At 36.9% G+C, this 23,759-nt stretch carries 19 protein-coding genes; 1 reads left to right on the top strand and 18 read right to left on the bottom strand.

The genetic code is table 11. From position 1 onward, the window contains the following. Positions 1-205 precede the first annotated feature (205 nt). Positions 206-1,645 carry a 16S rRNA (cytosine(1407)-C(5))-methyltransferase RsmF gene (rsmF, locus tag FHG08_RS10165; protein WP_178956848.1) on the top strand — a complete coding sequence of 480 codons (1,440 nt, stop codon included), beginning with the start codon at positions 206-208 and terminating at the stop codon, positions 1,643-1,645. Between the two features lie 868 nt (positions 1,646-2,513). Here the strand turns inward: rsmF and FHG08_RS10160 are convergent. From FHG08_RS10160 to wecC, 18 genes are all read right to left on the bottom strand, one after another. Continuing rightward, positions 2,514-3,227: a VpsP family polysaccharide biosynthesis protein gene (locus tag FHG08_RS10160; protein ID WP_178955809.1), complete on the bottom strand. Its 714-nt coding sequence runs from the start codon at positions 3,225-3,227 to the stop codon at positions 2,514-2,516. Further along, a complete protein-coding gene (locus FHG08_RS10155; RefSeq protein ID WP_178955807.1) occupies positions 3,220-3,948 on the bottom strand; it encodes a tyrosine-protein phosphatase in 729 nt (242 codons plus the stop codon). The genes FHG08_RS10160 and FHG08_RS10155 overlap by 8 nt, the downstream gene beginning before the upstream one ends. Before the next feature lie 12 nt (positions 3,949-3,960). Then, entirely contained in the window at positions 3,961-6,168 is a 2,208-nt protein-coding gene (locus FHG08_RS10150) for a polysaccharide biosynthesis tyrosine autokinase (protein WP_178955806.1), read from the bottom strand. Between the two features lie 24 nt (positions 6,169-6,192). Next, the gene (locus FHG08_RS10145; protein ID WP_178955805.1) at positions 6,193-6,714 is read right to left on the bottom strand and encodes a polysaccharide biosynthesis/export family protein; all 522 of its coding nucleotides are present in this window, start codon (positions 6,712-6,714) and stop codon (positions 6,193-6,195) included. Then, entirely contained in the window at positions 6,711-7,925 is a 1,215-nt protein-coding gene (locus FHG08_RS10140; RefSeq protein ID WP_178955803.1) for an outer membrane beta-barrel protein, read from the bottom strand. Before FHG08_RS10140 ends, FHG08_RS10145 begins: the two co-directional genes overlap by 4 nt. Continuing rightward, on the bottom strand, positions 7,909-9,312 hold the full coding sequence (locus FHG08_RS10135) for an undecaprenyl-phosphate glucose phosphotransferase (protein WP_178955801.1): 1,404 nt from the start codon (positions 9,310-9,312) through the stop codon (positions 7,909-7,911). Before FHG08_RS10135 ends, FHG08_RS10140 begins: the two co-directional genes overlap by 17 nt. A 191-nt stretch (positions 9,313-9,503) precedes the next feature. After that, positions 9,504-9,902 carry a 3-phosphoshikimate 1-carboxyvinyltransferase gene (locus tag FHG08_RS10130; protein ID WP_178955796.1) on the bottom strand — a complete coding sequence of 133 codons (399 nt, stop codon included), beginning with the start codon at positions 9,900-9,902 and terminating at the stop codon, positions 9,504-9,506. A 110-nt stretch (positions 9,903-10,012) separates the two neighbouring features. Further along, entirely contained in the window at positions 10,013-12,211 is a 2,199-nt protein-coding gene (locus FHG08_RS10125; protein ID WP_178955794.1) for a choice-of-anchor A family protein, read from the bottom strand. 356 nt (positions 12,212-12,567) lie between these two features. Beyond that, on the bottom strand, positions 12,568-13,566 hold the full coding sequence (locus FHG08_RS10120; RefSeq protein ID WP_178955793.1) for an acyltransferase family protein: 999 nt from the start codon (positions 13,564-13,566) through the stop codon (positions 12,568-12,570). Next, positions 13,554-14,312 carry a WecB/TagA/CpsF family glycosyltransferase gene (locus FHG08_RS10115; RefSeq protein WP_178955791.1) on the bottom strand — a complete coding sequence of 253 codons (759 nt, stop codon included), beginning with the start codon at positions 14,310-14,312 and terminating at the stop codon, positions 13,554-13,556. The genes FHG08_RS10120 and FHG08_RS10115 overlap by 13 nt, the downstream gene beginning before the upstream one ends. A gap of 14 nt (positions 14,313-14,326) precedes the next feature. Continuing rightward, a complete protein-coding gene (locus FHG08_RS10110) occupies positions 14,327-15,520 on the bottom strand; it encodes an aspartate-semialdehyde dehydrogenase (RefSeq protein WP_178955789.1) in 1,194 nt (397 codons plus the stop codon). 2 nt (positions 15,521-15,522) lie between these two features. Then, positions 15,523-16,599, bottom strand: a complete 1,077-nt coding sequence (locus FHG08_RS10105) for a glycosyltransferase family 4 protein (protein ID WP_178955787.1) — start codon at positions 16,597-16,599, stop codon at positions 15,523-15,525. 1 nt (position 16,600) lies between these two features. Further along, entirely contained in the window at positions 16,601-17,935 is a 1,335-nt protein-coding gene (locus tag FHG08_RS10100) for a phenylacetate--CoA ligase family protein (RefSeq protein WP_178955785.1), read from the bottom strand. 68 nt (positions 17,936-18,003) lie between these two features. Next, a complete protein-coding gene (locus FHG08_RS10095; RefSeq protein ID WP_218651589.1) occupies positions 18,004-18,531 on the bottom strand; it encodes a serine O-acetyltransferase in 528 nt (175 codons plus the stop codon). A 152-nt stretch (positions 18,532-18,683) separates the two neighbouring features. Next, complete coding sequence (locus FHG08_RS10090; protein WP_178955781.1) at positions 18,684-19,892, bottom strand: VpsF family polysaccharide biosynthesis protein; 1,209 nt, start codon at positions 19,890-19,892, stop codon at positions 18,684-18,686. Next, positions 19,892-21,301 (bottom strand): lipopolysaccharide biosynthesis protein, encoded by a 1,410-nt coding sequence (locus FHG08_RS10085; RefSeq protein WP_178955779.1) that lies wholly within the window; start codon positions 21,299-21,301, stop codon positions 19,892-19,894. The genes FHG08_RS10090 and FHG08_RS10085 overlap by 1 nt, the downstream gene beginning before the upstream one ends. Next, positions 21,301-22,476, bottom strand: a complete 1,176-nt coding sequence (locus FHG08_RS10080) for a VpsD family glycosyltransferase (protein ID WP_256729675.1) — start codon at positions 22,474-22,476, stop codon at positions 21,301-21,303. The genes FHG08_RS10085 and FHG08_RS10080 overlap by 1 nt, the downstream gene beginning before the upstream one ends. 27 nt (positions 22,477-22,503) lie before the next feature. After that, positions 22,504-23,754 carry a UDP-N-acetyl-D-mannosamine dehydrogenase gene (gene wecC, locus FHG08_RS10075; RefSeq protein WP_178955777.1) on the bottom strand — a complete coding sequence of 417 codons (1,251 nt, stop codon included), beginning with the start codon at positions 23,752-23,754 and terminating at the stop codon, positions 22,504-22,506. Between the last annotated feature and the right edge of the window lie 5 nt (positions 23,755-23,759).

Raw genomic sequence — 23,759 nt, 5'->3', positions numbered from 1 at the left:
TCAACCCTAAAAGCACTAAGAATGAGTAAAAAACCATCAAATTGTCGACAGCATTAGCTAAAAGTATAATAATTTTTAGTATTAAATGCGTTTTTCATAATAAGGTGTCGACACTTTCAAAGTGCTACTATTTCGGCTTTAACACTGAAAAAAATCGTCAAAAATGCTATTATCCGGCTTTAAATTTTATTGTATGAGCCAAATCGTGGACGCTAACACTTATATTCCAGAGCAATTTATTGATGACGTAAAAACTTATCTGCCTGAGCACCTTACCTTAGATGATTTTTTAAATGCCTGTCGTCGACCTTTACGTAAGTCTGTTCGCGTTAATACATTAAAAATGAGTGTTGAAGAATTTAAACGCCACGCAGCTCAAAAAAATTGGCAACTCACTGCCATACCCTGGTGCGATGAAGGTTTTTGGCTAGTGCGCCCAAACGATGAAGAGCAAAATTTAGCGCTAGGTAATACCGACTTACACTTAAGCGGCGCAATGTACGTACAAGAAGCAAGCTCAATGTTGCCGCCAATGGCACTAAAGCACAGCCTGCAAACTAGTAGCACAGTACTCGATATGGCCTCTGCGCCGGGTTCTAAAACATCACAACTAGCTGCACTAATGAACAATCAAGGTGTATTGGTTGCAAATGAGCTGTCGTCATCGCGCTTAAAAGTACTTAGTGCCACGCTAAAGCGCATGGGTGTTGGTAATTGTGCGTTATCGCATTTTGATGGCGTGGTATTTGGTAATTATATGTTTGAATGCTTTGATAGTATTTTGCTTGATGCGCCCTGCTCGGGTGAAGGCACAGTTCGTAAAGACAGCGATGCACTAAAAAATTGGTCTATCGAATCAAACATTACCATTGCCCAAGTACAAAAAGAGCTGATTAAAAGTGCATTTTATGCACTTAAACCTGGCGGCACGCTGGTGTATTCAACCTGTACATTAACCCCACTCGAAAACCAGCAAGTGTGTGATGCATTGCTAGAAGAATTTGGCGAATACATCGCGCCAGAGCCTTTAAATGACCTTTTCCCTGGCGCCGAAAAAGCCACTACAGACGAGGGTTACTTACATGTTTGGCCGCAAACCTTCGACAGTGAAGGCTTTTTTATTGCTAAATTTAAAAAACACAGCAGCTGCGAAAACCAAAATCTAAAAGTTAAAAAAGGCGCATTCCCCTTTACTGATTTTGATAGTAAACAGCAAAGTGCGTTTATGAGCTCTCTCAAAAAGCAATTTGGTTTAACGAGTCTACCAGGCACTTTAATGCAACGCGACAAAGAGCTTTGGCTGTTCCCAGATGAATTTGAAGCAATACAAAACAAAATAAAATACGCGCGGTTAGGTATTCAGATAGGCGCTATTCATAAAAATGGCGTGCGCCTCGCCCATGAATTTGCCACCGTATTTGGTAAGCAATGTAAAAGCAATGTACTGGAACTAAACAATCAGCAGGCCAGTGATTACTTTAATGGCAAAGACATTCGTTTGGATGAAGTTGTTAAGGCAACTGGCGAAGTGATCCTAACCTTATGTGGTTGCCCTATTGGTTTAGGAAAATGGCAAAAAAATAAGGTTAAAAACTCACTACCTAGAGATTTGGTGCAAAACACGCAGTTAATAAACTGGGAGTAAACTCTAACTTAAGTGTGCATAACAATTGTAACCCACTGTAATTATTACAGTATAAAAAATGAGCAAAAATGTGTATTTTTGAAGCTTTTGACTATACTTAAATAACTTTCTTCTTCTCCCTAAGAATCTGAAAGTGTCTTTAGTTAGCGCAGGGCTCACATATGAGCCCCTCTATAACCCAGAGTTCCTTATAGCTCTGGGTCTTTTTTTGTCTTTAAAACAGGTTTTAGGTTTTAGGTTTTAGGTTTTAGGTTTTAGGTTTTAGGTTTTAGGTTTTAGGTTTTAGGTTTTAGGTTTTAGGTTTTAGGTTTTAGGTTTTAGGTTTTAGGTTTTAGGTTTTAGCAATGAGACGCTACGCTTTGGGAAGTGGTGAAAAAAAATTAATCACTTAGGTTAGTGGCTTTATTTTCTCATTTATTTCTCATTCCCTTCTCTCAGTTCAATTAGATCTTTAAGAAAATTATACACAAAGAGGGCTAAGAGACGCTGCGCTTTAGAGGAAGTGATAAAAACAGAAAGCTTTCATTAATAAGGGGCTTAATCGTTAATGTTTCCTCATTTACTCCTCATTCGCTTCTCTCAGTGCAATTAGATCATTAAAGAATTTATGCACAGAGAGGGCTAAGAGACGCTGCGCTTTAGAGGAAGTGATAAAAACAGAAAGCTTTCATTAATAAGGGTCTTAATCGTTAATGTTTTCTCATTTACTCCTCATTCGCTTCTCTCAGTGCAATAAGATTTTCAGGAAATTATGTACAAAGAAAACTAAGAAGTGCTGTGATTACAGAAGTTAAACTTCATGTTTTGGTAGTCGGGTTTCGAGGATAAGCCTAAAACCTACCACCTAATCCCTAGCCCCTTTATTTTTTTAACCACAGTATTTATTAAACATCCAACTGCCTCTAACCGCCTCAAAATGAGTTCCAAATTGAAGCGATAAACACACAATTGGTAAACGGTTCATTTCTTTAGCCATGCTAAAAATTTTATTAAATTTATAACCATATTTAGAGGCTAATTTAAGCTCGTTCACATAAAGGGCTTTGTAGATGGGGGGTAGTTCATTCCAGTGCATTAACACAATTTGAATAATACCTAAGTGAACATCTAACTTATATGGGCCAACTTTTTTAGCTTGCTGAATATAATTATATACCCGCTCGGTAGGCCCCTCTTGATAGCTGACAACTTGCGCCAAGCTTATCCAGGTTAGTGCCCAAGTTTGCCTTAACTCAACCGACTTTAACAACGCTTGCTCAGCTTGTTGATATGTTTGCTGAGTATGTTCGGTTTGCTCAATTGATGTTGTATCAATACCGGCTAAACCTAGCATTTTTATATGGGCTAAAAAGTGCCAATAATGAGGATGCTCAGGGTCCATATTAGTAGCCAAGGTAATCGCATTTTCTGCTGCCTGAAGCGATGAGCCAGACAAAGCGCCACCGGACTCTTGCACAATATTTAGGGCATTAAAGTACCACGCATTTGCGCGCATACTTTGCATACTTGTATAAGCAATAACAAGTACTATCATGGCTAAAATAACAGCAGGCACTACCTTGAACATGTTTAATTTAGTCATTAAATAAACACTCGGTTAGTTGCAGCGGGTTAGTTACAAAAAGCGTTGTGGCCTGCTCTTCACCTAATAATTGCGCTACTGTTTTTCTAGCTTGGCTTAAAATAGGCGGTCGACGTTTTACTGAATGAGCATCAGAGGCAACATAGTTTACTAACCCATCTTTTAACATTTGTAACGCTATAGTTTGTGCGCTTTCTCCCCACTCACCTTCAATACTCGATGCCGTTAACTGAAAGTCGCAGCCTAACTGCTTTAAGTGTTCAATGTAATAAAGGTTTGACTGAATATCGCGATTACGCTCTGGGTGCGGAATAATAACGCGTATATTTTGTTTGGCGAGCCACTGAATAAACTTATCGTAGCCTTGCGGCATATGTGAATGCGGTAACTCTAATAACAGCACATTTTTGCCTACTATTTCACCAATAAAAGGCAATTTATTAGCCATCACCATTGCCATAAGTTCTACGTCTAAACGTACTTCAGCAGCGGCAGCTAATTTTACATTAATCCCTTCATTTTTTGCATTTTGTTGTAAGTTTGCCAAATTATCATTAATAACAGAAATCGAATTATTAAAGCGGCCTACATGTATATGCGGCGTTGCTACCATATGCGTAATACCATCGTTTTCAGCCAATTTTAAAAGCGCTAAAGACTCTGTTAAATCTTTAGCGCCATCATCAATACTCGGCAAAATATGCGTATGAATATCAATCATAAACTAACTTAGTTACGCTTGTGGCTTTTCAGGTTGCTGTGAGTAATCGTAATAATCATAGTAGCCATGGCTATGCTCATCTTTAGATTTACTCATATCGACCTTATTAAGTACCACACCGGCAACGTGCGCTTTTACTTCAAATAAACGTTCAAGGCCCGCTGTAATTGGTTTAATACGGGTAATATCAGATTTAACAACATAAACTACCGAATCTACACTTTGCGCAATTACCAATGCATCGCTCACAGCTTGTGTAGGCGGTGTATCAACAATAATATGGTCGTACTGCGCTTTTAAATCGCTCAGTAACTCAGCAAAGCGTGGATTTGATAATAGCTCAAGTGGATTCGACGGTATTTGTCCGCTCGGCATAATTGTAACACCCGATTGCGTATCAACATGAACACACTCCGCTAATTGTTCAGTGCCTATCATTAAATTACTTAAACCTGGGTGAAATACCGGTATATCAAATCGTTTAGCTAACGTTGGTTTACGTAAATCTGCATCAATTAATAATACCTTACCCATTTGTGCCAACGACATCGCTAAATTAGCAGAGGTGGTCGTTTTACCCTCTCCTGGTGAAGTAGAGGTAACAGCAATAACTTGATGCGCTCGGTCAAGATGAGTTAACAACAAACTAGTGCGGAAGGTGCGTACCGATTCGGCAAAACGACGATAGGTATCCTCTAAATAAGCATGGATCGGAAAATAGCTCTTTTTAGGTACCGCAACATGCGGTAATAACCCTAACATACGTTGAGCGAGTTTATTTTCTACATCATTTTTATTTTTAACTGTGTCGTTTAAGGCATCAAAAACAAAAGTCATTACTACTGCAAAACCAAAACTAGCAACAAAGGCTAAAATAACAATTAGCTTTTTGTTAGGTTTGCTTGGGTCTTTTGGAGCATAAGCACGGTCTGTAAAACGAGCTGCAGCTGAGCTAAAGTCACTAGTTACTTCGGTTTCTTTAGAGCGTGACAAAAAGGTATTAAAAATATTACGGTTTGTCTCAACTTCACGCTTTAGTTGGTTATATTGGGTTTCTTTACGGGTAATATCTTGATATTCAGCACGAATTTTAGCTAAATCGCGCTCAAGCGCATTTACAGTTCGCGTTGTTCTATTTAGCTCTTTTTCAATACCGGTAATTAAGCCTTTAATTTGCTTGTTAAGGTTAGTTTTAACTGTAGCAAGTTCAGATTTAGCTGAAATCATTTTTGGGTGTTTAGGGCCGTAAATCTCACCAAGCTCACTTACTTTTCGCTCAACCAATACAACTTCGCGTTTAACATCTTGTACAACACGGTGTGATGTAATTTCGGGCATGCTACCAAGTAGCTCTATGTTATCGTTGCCATATTCGTTAATTACACGGTTAATGCTTTCAAGATTATTTTTAGTCGCACGAGCATCAACTAACTGCTTTGAAATTTGCTCAAGCTCTTGAGTAACAAGCCCAGCAATACCCTCTATATCAACCAGCTTTTGCGCTTCTCGGTAAGCTTGTAAACGCACTTCAGAGCTATCTAGTTGTATACGCAATTCAGATAAACGCGTGTTTAACCAGCTAGATGCCTGCTGGGTTATTCCCATTTTAGCGCGCATTTGGCTTTCTATGTAAACTTCACCGACCGTATTTGCCACTAAAGCTGCTAACTTAGGGTCGCTCGACTCAAAACTTACACGCACTAATTGCGTTTTCATTATAGGAGAGACACTCAAACGCGATTTGAATGCAGCAAGCAGACCTAGCATTTCTCGCTCTGCTTGCTCTTCTTCGCTAAGAACAGAGCCTTCTTTTTTATTTAAAAAAGGTAACAGCTGCTTAACCATACCTTTTAACTCACCTGTAAGCGAAGGTTTAGCAATAAAGTCAGTGTGTTCTTTTAAATTAAGCTTAGTAATTACCTCACGAGCAATGCTGTTTGACTTAATTACTTCAAACTGGGTTAAGTAATATTCTTTTTTTGTAGAGTCTAAGCCATATATTTCATCAAAGCTTACAGCCTTGGTTTGCTCCGACTCAATTAATAAAGTAGCTGTGGCTACATACTTAGGCACCAAAGTTAAAGCAACCATTATAGTTAGTAATGTAACTACAATAGCAAAACCTAAAATTTTCCATTTACTTTGCTTAATAACATTAAGATAAGCACCTAAATCAATAACTTCCTCGTTGTTGCTAGTTTTTTCAGAGTGTGTATTCATTTTGTTATTACTGCCTTAAACCGCTTAAAACAAGCGTTGCTCTATTTTTATGGTGTCACCCGCTGCAATTTGGCTATTTAAACTACCTTTTTGTTGCTGCTGTTTGGTTTGCTCTTTAAAAATAAATATTTTATCAACTGAGGCGCGCTCGGTTAATCCACCGGCAAGAGCTATCGCTTGGTTTACCGTCATAGCTGGCTGGTAAGGGTAACCACCTGGCTTTTTAACTTCACCATGTATGTAAAAAGGGCGGTATTCTACCACTTGCGCGTACACATTAGGGTTAACTAAATAATCAGGCTGTAAACCACTAATTATTGTTTGTTCAACTTGCGAAACGCTTAACCCAACAAGCTTAACCTTTCCTAAAAACGGGTAGTTAATCTCACCGCTATTACCAAGCAGTGAGGTTACGTCTAAATCAGGCTGACCAAACACTTTAATTTCTATTTTGTCGCCTGCGCCTAATATGTAGTTTTGCGAGTCACTCGCAAAACTACCAAAGCTGAATAATAATATTAGGCAAACTAAAATTTTAACCTTCATTCATTACCCTTTAATGCAAATGTAAAGTTAAGGCCAACAATAACACGGTCAAATTCAATATCAGCTTGAGTTGAATTACGATCAATAAAATCAACATACCCGGTTACCACGCCAAAGCTATTGGCTAAATAATTTAAGCCTAAGCGAACATTTTTAACTTTGTCTTTACGGTTAAAGTTACCTGAGTACTGTTGTTCAACGTAATTAGCGCTTACTACCGAGCTTAAATATTCTCTCCAGTCATGTTGCCAGGTTGCACCGTAAACACTTTCGCGAATGTAATCGCCTGAAAGTAGTGGATCTTTAGCCGCGCGGCTAGTAACTAGTTGCAAGGTTGAATAAGTCAATGGCTTCCAAACTGCAGCCGCTTCCCAACTTAAGCCACTAAAGTTATCACGCAAGTTCGACTCAAAGTCTTTATTTTGGTAACCCACTTTAAACGAACCAGTAGTAACCGCTGTTGCTTCCCACTCCATACCTAATAATACTTTAACGTCATTTGAATCACGGGAAATACCGTTTGAATCAATTACATCGTACTGGTAGTTTTCTTGCTTAACCTCTAAAAAGGCACGGGTACCAGCTTGGGTATTATAGTAACCAGTAACTGAGAGCATTGGTTTGTCGTAATCACGAAATTGGGATATGGCCGTAAAGTTTTGGTAATTTTTATTATAATAACCTGCGGTTATAGCAAGCATTGCTTTAGAGCTTTGTGCGCCATACTCATAGCGAGCCGTTAGGTTTTGTTGTTGATAATTTACAAGCTCATCTAACGCACTGCCCTGCCCTTCAGTTAATCCGCCACCACGAGGCTCATATAACCAATCGGCGTCACCAGTTATATCTAATCGGTGTTGGCTAGTAAACTCTTTATGCACACCAGCACCTAGATTAACTTGAGTAAAATTATCTGTAGTGTCTTTATTATGAAACGACGTGCTTGATGCTATATCAAATTTATAACTATCCGGGCCATTTTCAATTAATGCGTTTAAACTGGGCGCTATATTCCATATTAAACGTGTTTGTGTGGCCGACGGCGTCATAAAAAAGTTGTCGTTACTACTTACACCAAGCTGCAGCATTGGCGTAATTTCTGCGCCATCTTTAGTCATTACACTGCCAGGCTGTAGTTCTACTGCCGATAAGGGTGCAGAAACCCCTAACGCAACAAGTAAAGCGGTAATTGTATTAGTACGCATTTTCACTTTTAAATCCCTTAAAAATTGTCATAAAAATTATTTTCACATCAAACCATAAAGACCAATGTTTAATGTAATGTAAGTCGTATTCAACTCGCTTGGCCATTTTATCCAAAGTATCGGTTTCGCCGCGCCAACCATTAATTTGTGCCCAACCGGTAATACCCGGTTTAGTTTTATGCCTAAACATATAAAATTCTACTTTTTGGCGGTACTCTTCATTGTGCGCCACCGCATGAGGCCGAGGGCCAACAATAGACATGTCGCCTTTTAAAACATTTATAAACTGTGGTAGTTCATCAAGGCTAGTACGGCGTAAAAAGCCACCTAACGGTGTTATGCGAGCATCGTTTTTTGTTGCCTGAGTGACCACATCGCTGTTTTCGGTCACTGTCATAGAGCGAAACTTCCACACTTTTATTTTTTGCCCATCTAAACCGTAGCGGTCTTGCTTAAAAATAATAGGCCCCTTAGATGTCAGCTTGATGGCGGCTGCAATCGCTAATAAAACCGGGGTAATTAAGGTAACAATAATAGCTGAAACCACTATATCTTCTGTGCGTTTTATAAACTCATGGGCGCCAATACATGGTGCTTCAAACACACTTAGTGTGTCTACATCACCCACATGTTCAATACGGGCGTGTATTAAGTTTGAGAGTAAAAAATCGGGCACTACGTGCACATCTACCGTGGTATTACCTAGCTGCAATAAAATATCAGCTATGCGTTTTTGCGCTTTCATAGGCAGTGCAATATAAAGTATATCTATTTCACCATTGCGAGCAGCATCAACAGCGCTTTGTATTGTTCCTTCAACACCTTGATGTTCCAGTTGTTCAAATAGGCGTTCAGGATTTCTATCGTCGTAAAAACCTTTAAAGTTAAAGCCTAACTCATCGTGTTTAACAATCTCAGCATGCAAATAAGCGGCCGATTCGGTTGCGCCAATAATGGCAACATTACGTTGAGATAAGCCTAATTTACGGCGACTACGTTTATATAAGTACACTCCCAAGCGCCAAATATATAAATACGTAACACTTAGCGTAAACCAAATAGCTATTCCCACTCGAGAGAGCGACTCGCTAAACTTAAATAAAAAGGAAACAACCAGTAAAAATGCGAATGCAATAAGCACACTGCCCCATGCACACAACACCATATGTTTAAATTTGCCAGCGCGCCAAGAGCGATAGGTAGAAAAGAGCTCAGCACTATATAAATAGCTGAGCGCAACCGTAAGCGCAGAAGCGGCATAAATAGGAGTGAGCTTAAAATTGTAAAGTAGGGCTGCGCACTGAAACGCTAAAAACAATGCAAATATATCAAATAATCGGTAAAAATTGGCATCAGAGGAACCTGAAGGTTTAAAAGTCCTTGGAGATGTCATTTCGCTTAATTCCTTATAGCTAATTCAGTGTGAGTAGCACCTCACAAAATCCACGGGGATGATATAGTATTAGCTAATTTTGTTCAATTGCTGATTACGACAAAAGTACTAAAATTCATGTTTATGTCTTTTAGCTAACTATTGCTTTGCCAATATATGTATTAAAGAGAATACACACACTTTACTTAGGCTTAATTAAATAAGCCCTTAAACCAACTCCAAACTCCAAACGAGTATCCTTCAAAAATATCAATACCCAATGCCGATTTAATCAAATATAAAACCAGCAATGTAAGTAAAATAGTAAACGTAACTGCCAAACTTAAGATAATAGCTTGAGTAAACCTCGCTATTTTTTGCTCTTTTACACTTAGTTCACGCCTATTTCGACCCGCCAAAAAAACATAGTAATATCGGTATTTAAAAAGTTTAACTACACCTCTGCAGTCAACAGCGTGGTTACCCCACTGCCTAGCGCCAATGGCTATCTTTAAATGGGCTAATTGTTCATCGGTAAAGGTCGTTTGAATGCTTTTAGGCATTCGCTCTAGCAAGCTTCTAATAGCAGGATCATTCTGTAGGTTTGACAAAAAAGCCTCAAATAAAGCGTGAATAATACATTTTCAGTTATTTTAAACAACTACCCTATAATAAAAAGCCAATTATAAATAATTGGCTTTTTATTTGCCCAAAATACTTTTTATTTAAGCGTACTAGAGCGATAGCTATTGTTGTTTAACCAGCTTGGCAATTCAACCGTTGGTACAGTTCCATTTTGGTTAATATTAGTTTGGTGATAAGAATGTTGGTTCCAGATACGTGTTGCATTTTTCCAAGGCTTGCTACTATCAGCAGCACCATACACAGTTACACCATTGTTAATGTTATACCTTTCATCCGTGTTATTTGATACAACTACCAGCTCTGCATTATCATCGCCCTCTAGATCAACCACAATTGGGTATTCCCAAAGTGACGCTGTAGAGTTTGCGACAGTTGATAACACCTCGCCATTAAGGCCATTTAGCACTCTTACTTTATAGTGGTCTTGTATAATAACTTCATCGATACCATCACCATTAAAGTCATAGGCACTCACACCTAATTTACCGCTCCATTCATCATCATTAGCAACAGTCCAAACTAAATCACCATTTGTGTTATACATATCAACTGCTGTGTAACCTGCGTAAACAATTCCTAATGAGTCGGCACCGAGGAATGTTGATACAGCTTGTACCCCACCGCCAAAGTTATTAGGGTTAGTTATTTGCCACTTAACATTACCATTATGCTCTAATACAGCTAAAACACTGGTTTCAAGGTTAGTGCTTGGGTTACTAGTTACTATTTCAGGATCTAAATCATCATCTAAATTGGCAACTGAATTAAACCATACAGCTCCTGGCTCTCCATATTGCCATAATTGAGCACCATAAGAATCATACAAGCCACCACCAGCAAAAACTTCTTGACTGCTATTATTATCAGCGTCAAAAGTTATTGAAGCAGCCGACCAATTAGTTGTGTAGAGCAAACCGGTTTCGTAACTTAATACATTATTACCTGTTACAATTTCAACTACTCCATCGTTATTAATATCACTTAAAGTAACTGCACCTAGAGGCTTACCTGACTTGGTCAGCTCCTTCTTAACAAAACCTAAATTATTAACAACCTGGACAACCTCTGATGAGAAATCATTTAAAACAATTTCAACAACACCATCACCATCTAAATCAGCCGCTGCAATTGAATTACGCGAGTCACTGAAGACTCCTCCATTCTCGTAGGACCATAACTCTGAACCATCGACACCACTTAATGCACGCACTAAACCTGGAGCATTTACGCTTCTCTTAAATGCCACCACTATAACATCAGCAATATCGTTGCTATCAATGACACGATCGCCATTATCGTCATTCAATTGAGCAACTGCTGGCGTGGAAATTACTTGATTATATTCAGGCATAAAGTCACTAGAATTCCAGTGCCATTTCTCCGCCATCTCAAATGGAGTAGCAATCTCGGCTAAATCAGGTAAATTACCGTTAAACTCGCCGGCTAGTAACGCCATTGAACCATAAAAGCTTTGGCCAATAACAGGCATTTTGGCTGTACCATAAACACCTCTAATGTCAGCGTAAGGAGCTAATACAACTCCTTGCCAGCGATTACCTTTAATATTGAGTTTTTCTGCATTAGTAAAGTTAAATACTGTTTTAGTTGCATGATTGCGCAAACGCCAAAAACTTTTGCCTTTAACATTAATATTGTCGTCGCCTGTAATATTAAAAATTACAGTTGCATCAGCAGGAATGCCCCACACTTTAAAAGTGTGAGCTTTAGCAAATTGGCGCGCATCTAAATTAAATACTTGCGTGTCTGAGCGACCGTCGCCTTCTAAGTAAAGGCCACCCCATTTACTTTGTACTGTTCCAGTAGTATCAAGCTTACCTAACTCAGCGCTTAAATCTTTGTAATATTGCTCTTGTTCATCAAAGTCGAACGGCATGGCCGATTCGTTTTGATTAGACATTATTTTAGAGTTTCGCTCCATGCCCCATTGAACACTCCAACTAACATCAGTTCCACCACCGGCTACCATGCTACCAACAAATTGGCGCCCTATTTTATAATCGATACTTGATTCACTGATTAAGTAGTATTCATTTGGATTAGACGGGCGTAAAAAGCCTACGCTATATGCTTTTATATCGATTTTACCAGCTGCTATAGCGCCGTCAGCGCGGCCAACGTTCGATTTAAAATCGTCAAAAACAAATGCTGAAAAGTTATTAGCTACGCCTAAGTCTGCAGCCAGTGTTGAAGAGCTGGCTAAAGCAAGTGCGATCACTGCACTTAATTTTTTAGTTTTTAGTAGTGAGTTAGTCATTTTTTCCCTCAAAATGAAAAAGTGCATTAAAGGCACCAAATTTAAGTCATTTGTTTAACGAAATTTAATTCATCAAGCTCTTGGTGAGCATTATATACACAAACAAAATCAAAAGGAATAAAAAACACTACAAAAGTACTAATTATGTAACTCCAAAGAAAGAACAAAAGTTAAAATCAATAACTTACAGAAATTAAAATTTAAAAAAAAGCAAACATTGATATTTAATAACTAATAAATGTAAATATAAGGTTAACAGACTTGCATGCAGGATGAATGCGCCAAGAGAAAATACTTCACTCTTTTTAAAGGATAGAGGTGGGAATAAAACTACTGCTGTTAAACTCCCAACTAAATTAATTTGATAAACCTATAAGTTTTGGCGCCTGAGATTTTATGAATCTAAAAACAAAAACTAAAAAGAAAATAGCTATTAAAGTATTCACATAAGGAAGTAAATCAAACAAATGCCAAGTATTAGGGATGATCCTAACCTCGATCTTATGTAAAAACCTAAAAACAATTAAATGAAGCGGAAATATCACTATTGAAGAAATTGCCAGCCATTGGTAGGTGGGTCTAGGTTTGAGTTTTTTACTAATCAAAAATAATATAAATATTCCTAAACAAGCAATTAGAGGGAACAAAATAGGGAAAACACCAAACTTTAACTCTCTTATATCTACACGGCCATTTAATAGCGCTAAATAATAAAAAATTGGAATGGTAAATAACAAAATTAAGTAAATTTTAAATTCATTGTTAAACATTGCATAACTTAAAAAGTTAACCCTTTTAACTAGAACACCTAATTGATAAAAAAACATACCAACAACAGCAGAATCTATCGACCAAAACCATCTTTCCGAAATAAGCTCATTGAATAACAACATTATTACAAGCATTCCTGAAGTGATTACGAAATTATATATTGGCTTCAATGCAGAAAAAAATATAATCTGTGCTAATGAAATAATGATTAAACAGGGAAAAAACCAAAGAACACCATTAATATGAAAACTATCAGCCTTAGATGTCACTAAACGATTTAAAGGGTCAAACCATTCCATTTTACTTGCTTGGCCATCACTAAAAATGTTCAGTGGTAACCAAAATAAATAGGAAATAAGAAAAAAGAAAGTAAAAGGTAATATTAGGCGCTGGAATAGTTTAACTAATGACAGTTTAACCTCTCGTTTGGATGATGCCAAATACCCTGATAAAAAAAAGAATAAAGGCATATGAAATGAGTATATTAAAGTATAAAAATCCCCATTTAACCAAGCTGCATGACCAAGTACAACTAGCGTAATTCCTATTGCTTTCATGTTATCAATGTAGTTTATACGTGCCATAATTTAAAGAACTTGTCTTGAATCAAAAGATATGCAAACTTTGAGTTTGTTACTAAATAACGTTTCCACATTCTACCTGGCTCTTGTAATACCCTATATAACCACTCTAATCCGGCCTTTTGCATCCACTGTGGTGCACGCTTTACTTTACCTGCTACAACATCGAACGTACCGCCAACACCCATTACAAAGTCAACACCAAGCTTGTCTTGCCACTTATTAATAAAATTTTCTTTTTTAGGCGAGGTTATAGCAACAAATAATAACTTAGCGCCCGATTCGCGTATTTTAGTGACCACGGCTTCTTCATCATCCCCCTCTTTATTTCCAAAGAAATAACCATCATGATAACCAGCAATATTTAAATTAGGGTTTTGTGCTTTGACTTTACTTACTGTTTTGCTAACTACCTCATCGGTAGCACCGAGTAAAAATACAGGAAAGTCACGCTTGGCACTCATAGCTAATAATTCATGAAAAAGGTCAACACCCGCTACACGCTCTGGGATATCGTGGCCTAAAAAGCGCGCACCAAACACTACACCCATACCATCAATATTAATTACCTCACACGCTTTAACCGACTCAGCTAAAACAGGATCTTTTTGCATATTAACTATTTTGGCTACATTAACCACAACATGCTGTAAAAATTGCTTTTGCTCAATTCTGTTTTCAATAAAAGACACCGTCTCTTGCATGGTGGCAATATCCATTGGTGCTTTTAAAAATTCAATACGTTTCATTGTTGAGTCCGTTTTTAAAGTTGTTTAATAACTGCATTTTTAGCGTTTTTCGATTTTTGTCGATTAAAATAAGCAAACGAGTAATATACCCATGCTTGTGTCCAACGCACATAGTCAACTTTATTGGTAAAGTACTTATTTTTTTGATAAATAAAACGCTGCTTTTTAGGCATATATAAAGTTTGAATAGCACGGTTAATTATTTTTTCGGCCATCGCAAAGTCATCTGGGGTTTTACCTACTTTTAATAGTGTAAAAACAGCTTGCGATACACTGTGCATATCGAGTGGATAGCGATTATTATTGTAATATTTTGCGGTGCCATCTTGCTCAAACAAATGTGCTTTATAATAGGTAAAGCCTTGTGCAATTGCCGATTCAAACTCATCGGTTTGTAATTCATCACTCAGTAAGCGCAATGCCTCTAGGTTATAACCGGTATGAAAGCCATCAATAAACTGATGATGATGGCGAGCACCATATACCCATGAGCCATCAAGTCCCTGTTCGCTTACCGACTGCCTTGCAGCATTTAAAGCAAGCTGTTTGTAATGTTGGTTGTTAGTCAGCACGGCAACTTTTGCAACCCATGCAGCGCCCCAAAGACTGGCATTATGTACAAATGCAGTCTCACCCGGTATGTAACCAAAAAACTGCCTACCATCACATTCTTTATATAATGTTTTTACAATAAAATGTGCACTATCAATTGCAGGTTCTGAGTATTTTTTGTCTTTAGTGATTTCACTTAACGCATATAAAGCTTGAGCAACATAAATAGTAGTAATTACGTTTGGCTTACCTTTAGGTACAAAAAAAGCACGAGCATTCCAATCAAAGTGATAACCCCAACAACAATGCTGCCAAATAGATTTATCACTTTGCTGGGTCAATAACCAATCAGCTAGCTTTATCGCTTCATTTAAATAAGTTTGCTCATTGGTTGCATTATAGTCTTCCAATAAACCTAAAATAAATAAACCAATACCCTTTGGGTTGCGCTTTTTGGGCACCCCACATATTGGCCGTAAGTTAATTGCTAAACGTTTATGCAATTGAATCCAAGCAAGGCCTACAATGCCTTGTTTAAATCGGGGAATTAATTCAAATAATCTACTATTGAGTCCATCAAATGGATCTTGCCCAGCATAACTTCCTATTTTTGCCTTATTAAGTAATAGCTTTTTGCAATAGTTACTATCTAACATTACTAAATTGCTCCCAGCTCTTTATAAATACATTTTAGCTTTGGAATAATTACTGAAGGGCTAAAGTTATTTAAAAATTTTTCCTTTGCAGCATTTTCCATTCTTTTTGTTTCTATAGGGAACTCAATTAACCTATTCATTGCTATCTTTAAGGCTTCAACATCACCGGGGTCAATAAGTAAGCCATCAATGTTATTTGTAATAGCATCTGGAATCCCACCTGCAGTAGAGGCAATAACAGGTATGTTACATGACATTGCTTCTAGCACTCCCATTGGGAAACCTTCATTATAACTTGGTAAAACATATGCATCTGCTTTCTTTAAAGTATTCATCTTTGTATCGCCAGCAACCCAACCAAGTAGGTCAACATACTCACTAATTTCAAGTTCGTTAACCATAGTTTGATACTTTTTAATTTCACCATCTCCTCCAAGTAATAGCCTCGAGTTTGGATGGTCTTTAACGACATATTTAAAAGCATGTATTAAGTCAGATACACCCTTACGCTCACCTAAACGGCCTAAAAATACAAAATTAAAGTTATTAGTTTTTTCTTTTTCTAATTCTAATTTAGGCACTGCGTTATAAACTACTATCCCTTTTTTTGGATCATCAAGTATAGTATCAAGCCAGTCTAGCCACTGAGTAGATAAAACAATAACTTTATCTACAGAGTTAAAAGTTGACCTTATTTGTGCTTTTTTAGATTCACAGCATTCATTTTTGTAAAAATCTCTAAACTCAGCACCATGTAAGTGCAAAATTACTTTTGTATTAAAATACTTAATCAGCTTTATTAGCTTTGATTTTCTAGCATAACTCCCTCTAGAAGCCATATGAATATGCACTACCCCAACATCATAAATTATTAATTTAGCAACTAACTTAATAATGCAAAGTAAGTAATTAAATAGTTGGCCTGCCATGCCAAAACCTGTATTTGTTGAATGGCTTGCTAAAAGCTCTGAATTTGTGTCATTAAAAAAGCCTTCACTGTCGTAAACATTTAATACAGTGGCAATACCACCTTGACCGTTTTTATCTGTGGCTATTGTTAAATTTATTGTTTTTTTCACGTTAAAACTCTCTTATAGCCTGCTTTACTTTGCCGTTTTTAGTCCTTGGAATCGCATCAACTGTTTTTACACTAACTTTAATAGACGCACCCAATCTTTCTTTTGTGTTTAATATTAATTTATCTTCTTGATCTTTTTTAAATAATGTTTTATCTACTACGACCCAAACATCAATACTCAGATCTTTTTTCTGTACAAATTGTGCACCCAATAACCCTTCAACACCTTTTGGTATATGATTTAATATATGCACATTTTGCCGATCTTCAGCAACTAGGTAATCTCCTGTTCTACCCTCTATAGAATCAACAAGTGGAAATACTCGGCCACAGGGGCAATGTTTTTCCTCTGACAATATAACGTGATCACCCGTTTTATAACGTATTAAAGGATAAAGGGAGTTATTAAAATTAGTCCCGACAATTTCAGCCCTATCACGACCATCCTCTGTTTTACCAGCTGGCAATAATTCAACATGAGCGTAATCTGTTAATATGTGATAACGACTGTACTCACAACTTGCAATAGCAGCTACACGTTCAAATAATCCATACCAATCAAACACCGTACATTTAAATCGCGTTTCAATGAGGTGTTTATCTTCCTTAGTTAGTGATTCAGATGAAGTAACAACCGACTTTATTTCACCTGGGTAATATTCATTATTAATTTCTAAATACTTAGCTAACGTAACAATAGATGAAGGGTAGGCCTGAATAACTTGTACACCAAAATCAACCATTGCATTGATATATGAATGTAAATTTTTAGGCGCCATATGAAACGATGAAAGCACAATCATATTTTCAAAATAAGAATAACGCCAAAATGGCGCCTGTTTTTGTTCGAGCGGTACTATCATATCACCACGGATCCATGCTCGTTTATCGCCTTTTTCAAAACCTGCCCAAGTAAGCCCTCGGTTAACAAAAGCTTGCTCGGTTATAACTGACTTCATACTCTGCGGGATAACTAGTGGCGCACCTGTTGTACCACTTGTTGCACCATTAATTACAGCGCCTTTTTTTTGAGGCGATAAAAACTGGTCTTTATGGTTGTTAACTGTTGGTTTATCGATATAGGGGTAATTGTTTATATCAGGACCAGTTCCCTTATAATAATCAATAGCATCATTTGCACTTGTAACTACAGCACTGAGCGCTTTATGACTATACTGTTTTAATAACTCATAGTTAAACTCGTGAGTTTGTAGTTTTTGAGTCAGCCTTTCGCAGTTTGTATTTTCCCTAAGTTTTTTACGTATAAATGCGCGACTACTTAATAAAATATTTTGAACGAATATAGGGCTTTTTGTATATGCCTTACTAGTAAACATCAATACTATTCCTTTAAATATCAGGTTTAATTGCTAGAGATCGCAAAATACAATTAAATTACATAAGATTAAACATGACTGTCTACTTGACAAAGTCTTGTTTTATTTTTTACCATATATGGAGCTACATCATCTAAATAACTCTCGTTTTTTAATATGTCATAATTCAATTCGTCTATATTCCCGATAATTTTTGCAGGAACTCCACCAACTATGCATCCATTAGGTACACTTTTTGTAACTACAGAATTTGGAGCGACTATTACTTTGTTACCAATTATTACTGGTCCTACGATTACAGAGCCTGGACCAAGAAAAACATCATCTCCAATACTAGGAACACGCTTATAAGGTCCCTTACCAACGACTTTGCAACCAATACCAATCCTGCAACGTTCTCCTATTCTGGCGTTATCAATAATTACTACCCCAATACCTTTAACCACAAGAAAAGAACCTTTCCCGATATCCGCACTAGCAGGTAATTTAGAATTATAAAACAGGAAAATCATTAACTGTATAAGCTTTGGTAATAAAGGGACTTTTCTTAAATAAAGCCACCTGGAGACTCTATATAACCTGTCTCTTATACACATCTCCGAGCCCACGAGACCGGAGCCTATTATTTAACCTCATCATTTTAAATTGTATAAATTTCTAAAAAATTTTGCTTTAAATATCTCTTATCTTTATAGGCTCCGGTCTCGTGGGCTCGGAGATGTGTATAAGAGACAGATTTTATACTGAGCTATATTTTGGTCTTACTTTCTATTGCTCTGGAAAGGTACATTACGCTAAATAAAAATAACAAAGCTGGCGTTTTAGTCGTTAATGCATTGTTGGTCACTGATACTAAAATAAATACAATTAAGGCAACATTTAATTTTATATTACTTCTTGTCATCAATTTTGATGGTATGCTATAGCAAGTGAAAACAAGTAAAAACGTGCCAATAAGTCCAAAATTAACAACCCAACCAATGATATAATTTTCAATCACATTTATTCCAATGTAGAAATCAATATTTTGCTTAAATGCAGACGATGCTCCAAATACCCATTCAATAGGGGTTAATTCATCTAACAAAATATATACGTTAAAACGTGCTTCAGCACTCTTATCAATATGCAACTTACTGAGGATTCGAGCACCAATTGGAGTTAAAGTAATTATTAATGTTGTAAAAATGAACGCAAAAAAAGCGAGCGCTTGGATTATAGCAAAACGCATTTTTGATGTATGAAACCCTGATTTTATAAATCTAGGTATCTTTGGCATAATTAAAAACAACATTCCGAAAATGAATATAGCAGTGGCAGCTCGCCCTCCAAAAGCAAATAAAGCTAAAGTTACAACGGTAAAATAGATTAAATAAGGAATTCGAGTATAACTCATTAGTATAGGGGCTAACGCAGCTGTGATTAATGCATTATTGAGAGGGAAACCCAAGAGTGCAGTTGACCGAAAAAAGCTAAAGCTTGCAAACTCAACACTAACCATTGTTTTGCCTATCGTAAATTCCAGTATAGCAATCATGGCATTAAAAAATAAAAGATAAGCAAGTAAGCTTAATAGTTTACCTTTATGATGTGTGCTTAACTGACATAATAAATAAACAGCTAAAAGTGGTGAGATCATGGTATTGACCAAATAAGCTATACCTGACATACCCGAGGTATATAAACCATAAAATATTACAAGAATTATACTCAGTAAGCTAATTAGCCATGCTGAACTTAGCTCTTTAAGATTAATTATAGGTGTTTGAATTCCTTTTCTGAGCGTAAAGATAGCAAAGGTTAGCATTAATATATATGTTGAAATATGTATTTTAACTAACGGATTTCCGCCTTCTGATACGTATTTTATACCTACGTTCTCTAGTAAATAGCCGCCAAAAATAAAAGCAGTAAAAAAAGTTAACACCATTACTTTGTAAATATTTTCATTTTTCATTAACTTATTACCCATGCCTTGCATTTTTTATAATTTAGTAAGGCAAGTACAGATGAAAATATAATAACGCCAGTAATCATATCAAGAGCAATATTGACTATGGGCATATTAATTATCACAAAGTGATGAACTCGTAATTCTTGCAGGAATATGGCCATACACACAGTTGAAAGTATAATTTTATATACCTGCAACGGTACAGCGTATTTATATCCTTTTTTTAGCGATAGCCATAGGCTCATAACCAATGCGATAATATTAGCAATTAAAAAAGCACTCGCCGCCCCTATCAAACCAAAAGGAGGAATCAAAGTAACTAATAATGAAAGGTTTAATATTAATGAAAAAACACTGATTTTGGGCAGGTATTTAGTGTTTAAAGAGAACTGTAAACCATGGTCTATATAATGAGCCTTCAAATTTAAAACAAACACCCCCGCACATAAAATATAAATAACAGTAGAACCTTGTGATAAATATTCTTCACTAAGCAATAGGTGCGTTATCGGCTCAGCTAAAATGCAAAACCCAACTAGAGCAGGCATTGCAATTAAACATAATAAAATTAAATATTCACCATGCGCTTTGTACAAAGCAGCTTTATCGTTTATTTTTTTGGTTAATTCAGGATAGCTTGGCAAAGCAACAACCATAAAAATAAGTGCGCCTATTCCTAATAAAATGTTTGATATAGCGGCGTATATACCTGTTTGTGCTAAATCTAATGAGTCGGCAATAAAGTAGCGATCCAATCGGCTTGATATTGCTGCAACTAAACCACTGGCCATAAGTGGCAAACCATAAGAGAAAATAGCCTTAGCATCTGCAGTTTTAAGTTTATTAAAACTAATTTTAAGCGGTTTAAAAACAACTAAACCTGCAGCTATGTAGCTCAAAGCAAGGGCTGATAACGCAGAAAGGATATTAGGAGAGTAAGCTAGCAAGCTGCCTGTAATTGCTATAGCCATAATAGATTGAGTAAGTACGGCAATTCTATATTGATTTAAACGCTCCATTATACGAGCTAATTCAAGATAGAACTGATAGAGAGCTTTAGTTAAAAAAACTAAAAAGGTAGCTAAAAACGTAGATAAGGTTAATAAACCTGTTAAATATAACCCCAAACTAACTAATACCAAGGCTGGCAATGTGCAGCAAAAAATAATCGAGTTGGCAATCGCTGCAAAATGTTCATGTTCCTCTGTTTTTTTACTTGGAAGTAAACGCAGCATGCTAGCGTTAATCCACTGGGCAGCTACTGCTCTTACAACTTCGACGGTTAGCAGCATTAATGCCAGCATCCCATATTCAGCTGTAGTCAACAACTTAGTATGTATGCTAATTAACGTAAAAATACTAATTGCAGCAAATATTTGTACTGGGGCGTACTTAAGCAATGAACCAAACATTATTCAACTTCGTCTATAGTTTTAGAGTAGAGGTCGAGGTACTGTTCAAAAACACATGCAATATTAAATTTCGTTTCAAGTGTACTTTTAGATTTATTCACATCATGATTCTTAATTAAATTGTTCACACTTTCTGACGTCAATGTATTAGTAAAGTATTGAACCCCTATTCCTTCAAAAAAAAGCCTTTCATCTTCAAGTATTCCAACCTTAGTTGTAATTAGAGGTAAACCAACAGCTAACATTTCTAGAGGCACTAAGCCGAATGTCTCTTCACCAGAAGTAAATACACCTAAGTCAGCATTAGTATACTGCTGTATGATCTGAGCTTTATTTAACTTACCAAAAAAAGTCACATTATTCTCTAACCCTAGAGAAACAACCTGTTTTTTAATCCGTTGCGTATATTCTTTATCTGTAGCAGGTCCAATGATAGCTAACGAAGAGTCGAAGCCATCACTAACTAACTTGGCTAATAAAGCAACGGAGTCTTCAACCTTTTTCCTTGGCGTTAATAACGCACACGTAACCAGTTTTACTTCTTTTCGGTTATGTTTGGCGTAATTAGCTTCAAAGTATTCTTGATTTATAGGGTTATGGACTACTTCAGATTTAAACCCATCTGCAATAATTGCACTTTGCAACTGTTTACCAACAACAACAACATTATCATTTCGCCTTGCAGTAATTGAAGGAATAATTTTTTCATATAAAAAATCATTAACTAAACCCACATTACGGCGGGCTATTTTTTTATAACTATGAACGGTGACAAGTGTTTTACCTTCGTAGCAACTACCTACCAATAAACTCCAAAGGTGGGTGTGAACTAAGTCAGGGTTTAAGATCTTTAATAATTTTCGTACATGCCAATTTTGCCAAATAATGCCAGGGATTTTAAATTTTGATTGCTTGCTTGATGCAGGCAACCAGATAAAATCAACGTTATCCGATAAATGAATAACATCCCCTGTGAAAGGGGTTTTACTTTGCGGGTCAAGACCGATAATGGTAAACCTATAGTTAGCGTCATCATGGTTAACCATATATTCTGCAAGCATCTGGCATACGCTATCTACGCCGCCACAATTATTACTACCCCAGTCGTAAGTAGAGAGGGGCATAATTAAAGCAATATGTTTTTTAGGCATTATTGATATTTTATTAATACACATTAAAAAATCTTTATAAATAGTACAAAATTAAAGAATACCGCGAGTATCAATAACAACTTTTGATGCAAACTCTGTTTTGTCTGCAGCTTTAAATTGTTTATGATCAACTAATACTACAACGACATTTGCTTGCTCTAGTGCGCTTTCAAGTGATACTAAGCTAACATTTTTATCTGCTAGGTTAGCTGGAAGTTCTGCAATGTTTGGCTCTACCGCAAGTATTTCACCTATATTTTTTGCTGCTAACTCTTCAACAATATTTAATGCCGGGCTCTCACGAAGATCGTCGATATCGGCTTTAAATGAAAGGCCTAGGCATGCAATAACTGGACGTTTAAATTCATCAGCGGCTTTTGCTACTTTTTCAATTACGTAGAATGGTTTTGCGTCGTTAGTTAAGCGTGCTTGTTTAATTATTTTTGCTTCGTCTGGGCAACTTGCAACAATAAACCAAGGATCAACCGCAATACAGTGGCCGCCAACACCTGGGCCTGGGTTTAAAATATTTACACGCGGGTGACGATTAGCAAGCTTAATAAGCTCCCACACATTAATTTTTAATTTGTCACAAATTACCGATAATTCATTGGCAAAGGCAATGTTTACATCGCGAAATGAGTTTTCGGTTAACTTAGCCATTTCAGCAGTACGAGCATTGGTAATAATACACTCGCCGCGCACGAAAGTTTCGTATAACTTAACAGCTTTTTCACTACATGCTTTACTCATACCGCCTATTACACGGTCGTTTGACACTAGCTCTTGTAATACATAACCAGGTAATACACGCTCAGGGCAATGAGCAACATTGATGTCGGCGGCATCACCTTTATCTTGTGGGAACGTTAAATCAGGGCGCGCTTCACTTAACCAAGCGGCTAGTTGCTCCGTTGCCCCTACAGGTGAGGTGCTTTCTAAAATAACTAAGTTACCTTTTTCAAGCACTGGGGCAATCATTTTTGCAGCCGATTCAATATAGCTTAAGTCTGCACTGTGGTTACCACTTTCGCTGTGAATAAATGGTGTAGGTACAGCTACCATAAACGCATCGGCTTTTTCTGGCGTTGTAGTCGCTCTTAAGTTACCAGTAGATACTACGCCACGAACTATTATGTCGAGATCAGGCTCTACTATGTGTATTTCACCGGCATTAATGGTATTAACTGCTTTTTCGCTTACGTCTAAACCAATTACTTTCATACCGCGCGATGCAATAACCGCCGCAGTTGGTAAACCTATGTAGCCTAAACCAACAACTGAAACTGTTTTAATTGTCATTACTA

The sequence above is a fragment of the Pseudoalteromonas sp. Scap03 genome (genome assembly GCF_013393115.1).
Lineage (GTDB): Bacteria > Pseudomonadota > Gammaproteobacteria > Enterobacterales > Alteromonadaceae > Pseudoalteromonas.
The sequence above is the reverse complement of the archived record's forward strand: the minus strand, read 5'-3'. Positions and strand labels throughout refer to the sequence as shown.

Coding starts and splice junctions, on each gene's coding strand:
- FHG08_RS10125 (WP_178955794.1), bottom strand. CDS start 12,211: ATGACTAACTCACTACTAAAAACTAAAAAATTAAGTGCAGTGATCGCA.
- FHG08_RS10080 (WP_256729675.1), bottom strand. CDS start 22,476: ATGTGTATTAATAAAATATCAATAATGCCTAAAAAACATATTGCTTTA.
- FHG08_RS10145 (WP_178955805.1), bottom strand. CDS start 6,714: ATGAAGGTTAAAATTTTAGTTTGCCTAATATTATTATTCAGCTTTGGT.
- wecC (WP_178955777.1), bottom strand. CDS start 23,754: ATGACAATTAAAACAGTTTCAGTTGTTGGTTTAGGCTACATAGGTTTA.
- FHG08_RS10110 (WP_178955789.1), bottom strand. CDS start 15,520: ATGTTAGATAGTAACTATTGCAAAAAGCTATTACTTAATAAGGCAAAA.
- FHG08_RS10135 (WP_178955801.1), bottom strand. CDS start 9,312: ATGACATCTCCAAGGACTTTTAAACCTTCAGGTTCCTCTGATGCCAAT.
- FHG08_RS10150 (WP_178955806.1), bottom strand. CDS start 6,168: ATGAATACACACTCTGAAAAAACTAGCAACAACGAGGAAGTTATTGAT.
- FHG08_RS10115 (WP_178955791.1), bottom strand. CDS start 14,312: ATGAAACGTATTGAATTTTTAAAAGCACCAATGGATATTGCCACCATG.
- FHG08_RS10120 (WP_178955793.1), bottom strand. CDS start 13,566: ATGGCACGTATAAACTACATTGATAACATGAAAGCAATAGGAATTACG.
- FHG08_RS10155 (WP_178955807.1), bottom strand. CDS start 3,948: ATGATTGATATTCATACGCATATTTTGCCGAGTATTGATGATGGCGCT.
- FHG08_RS10095 (WP_218651589.1), bottom strand. CDS start 18,531: ATGTGTATAAGAGACAGGTTATATAGAGTCTCCAGGTGGCTTTATTTA.
- FHG08_RS10100 (WP_178955785.1), bottom strand. CDS start 17,935: ATGTTTACTAGTAAGGCATATACAAAAAGCCCTATATTCGTTCAAAAT.
- FHG08_RS10090 (WP_178955781.1), bottom strand. CDS start 19,892: ATGAAAAATGAAAATATTTACAAAGTAATGGTGTTAACTTTTTTTACT.
- FHG08_RS10160 (WP_178955809.1), bottom strand. CDS start 3,227: ATGACTAAATTAAACATGTTCAAGGTAGTGCCTGCTGTTATTTTAGCC.
- FHG08_RS10085 (WP_178955779.1), bottom strand. CDS start 21,301: ATGTTTGGTTCATTGCTTAAGTACGCCCCAGTACAAATATTTGCTGCA.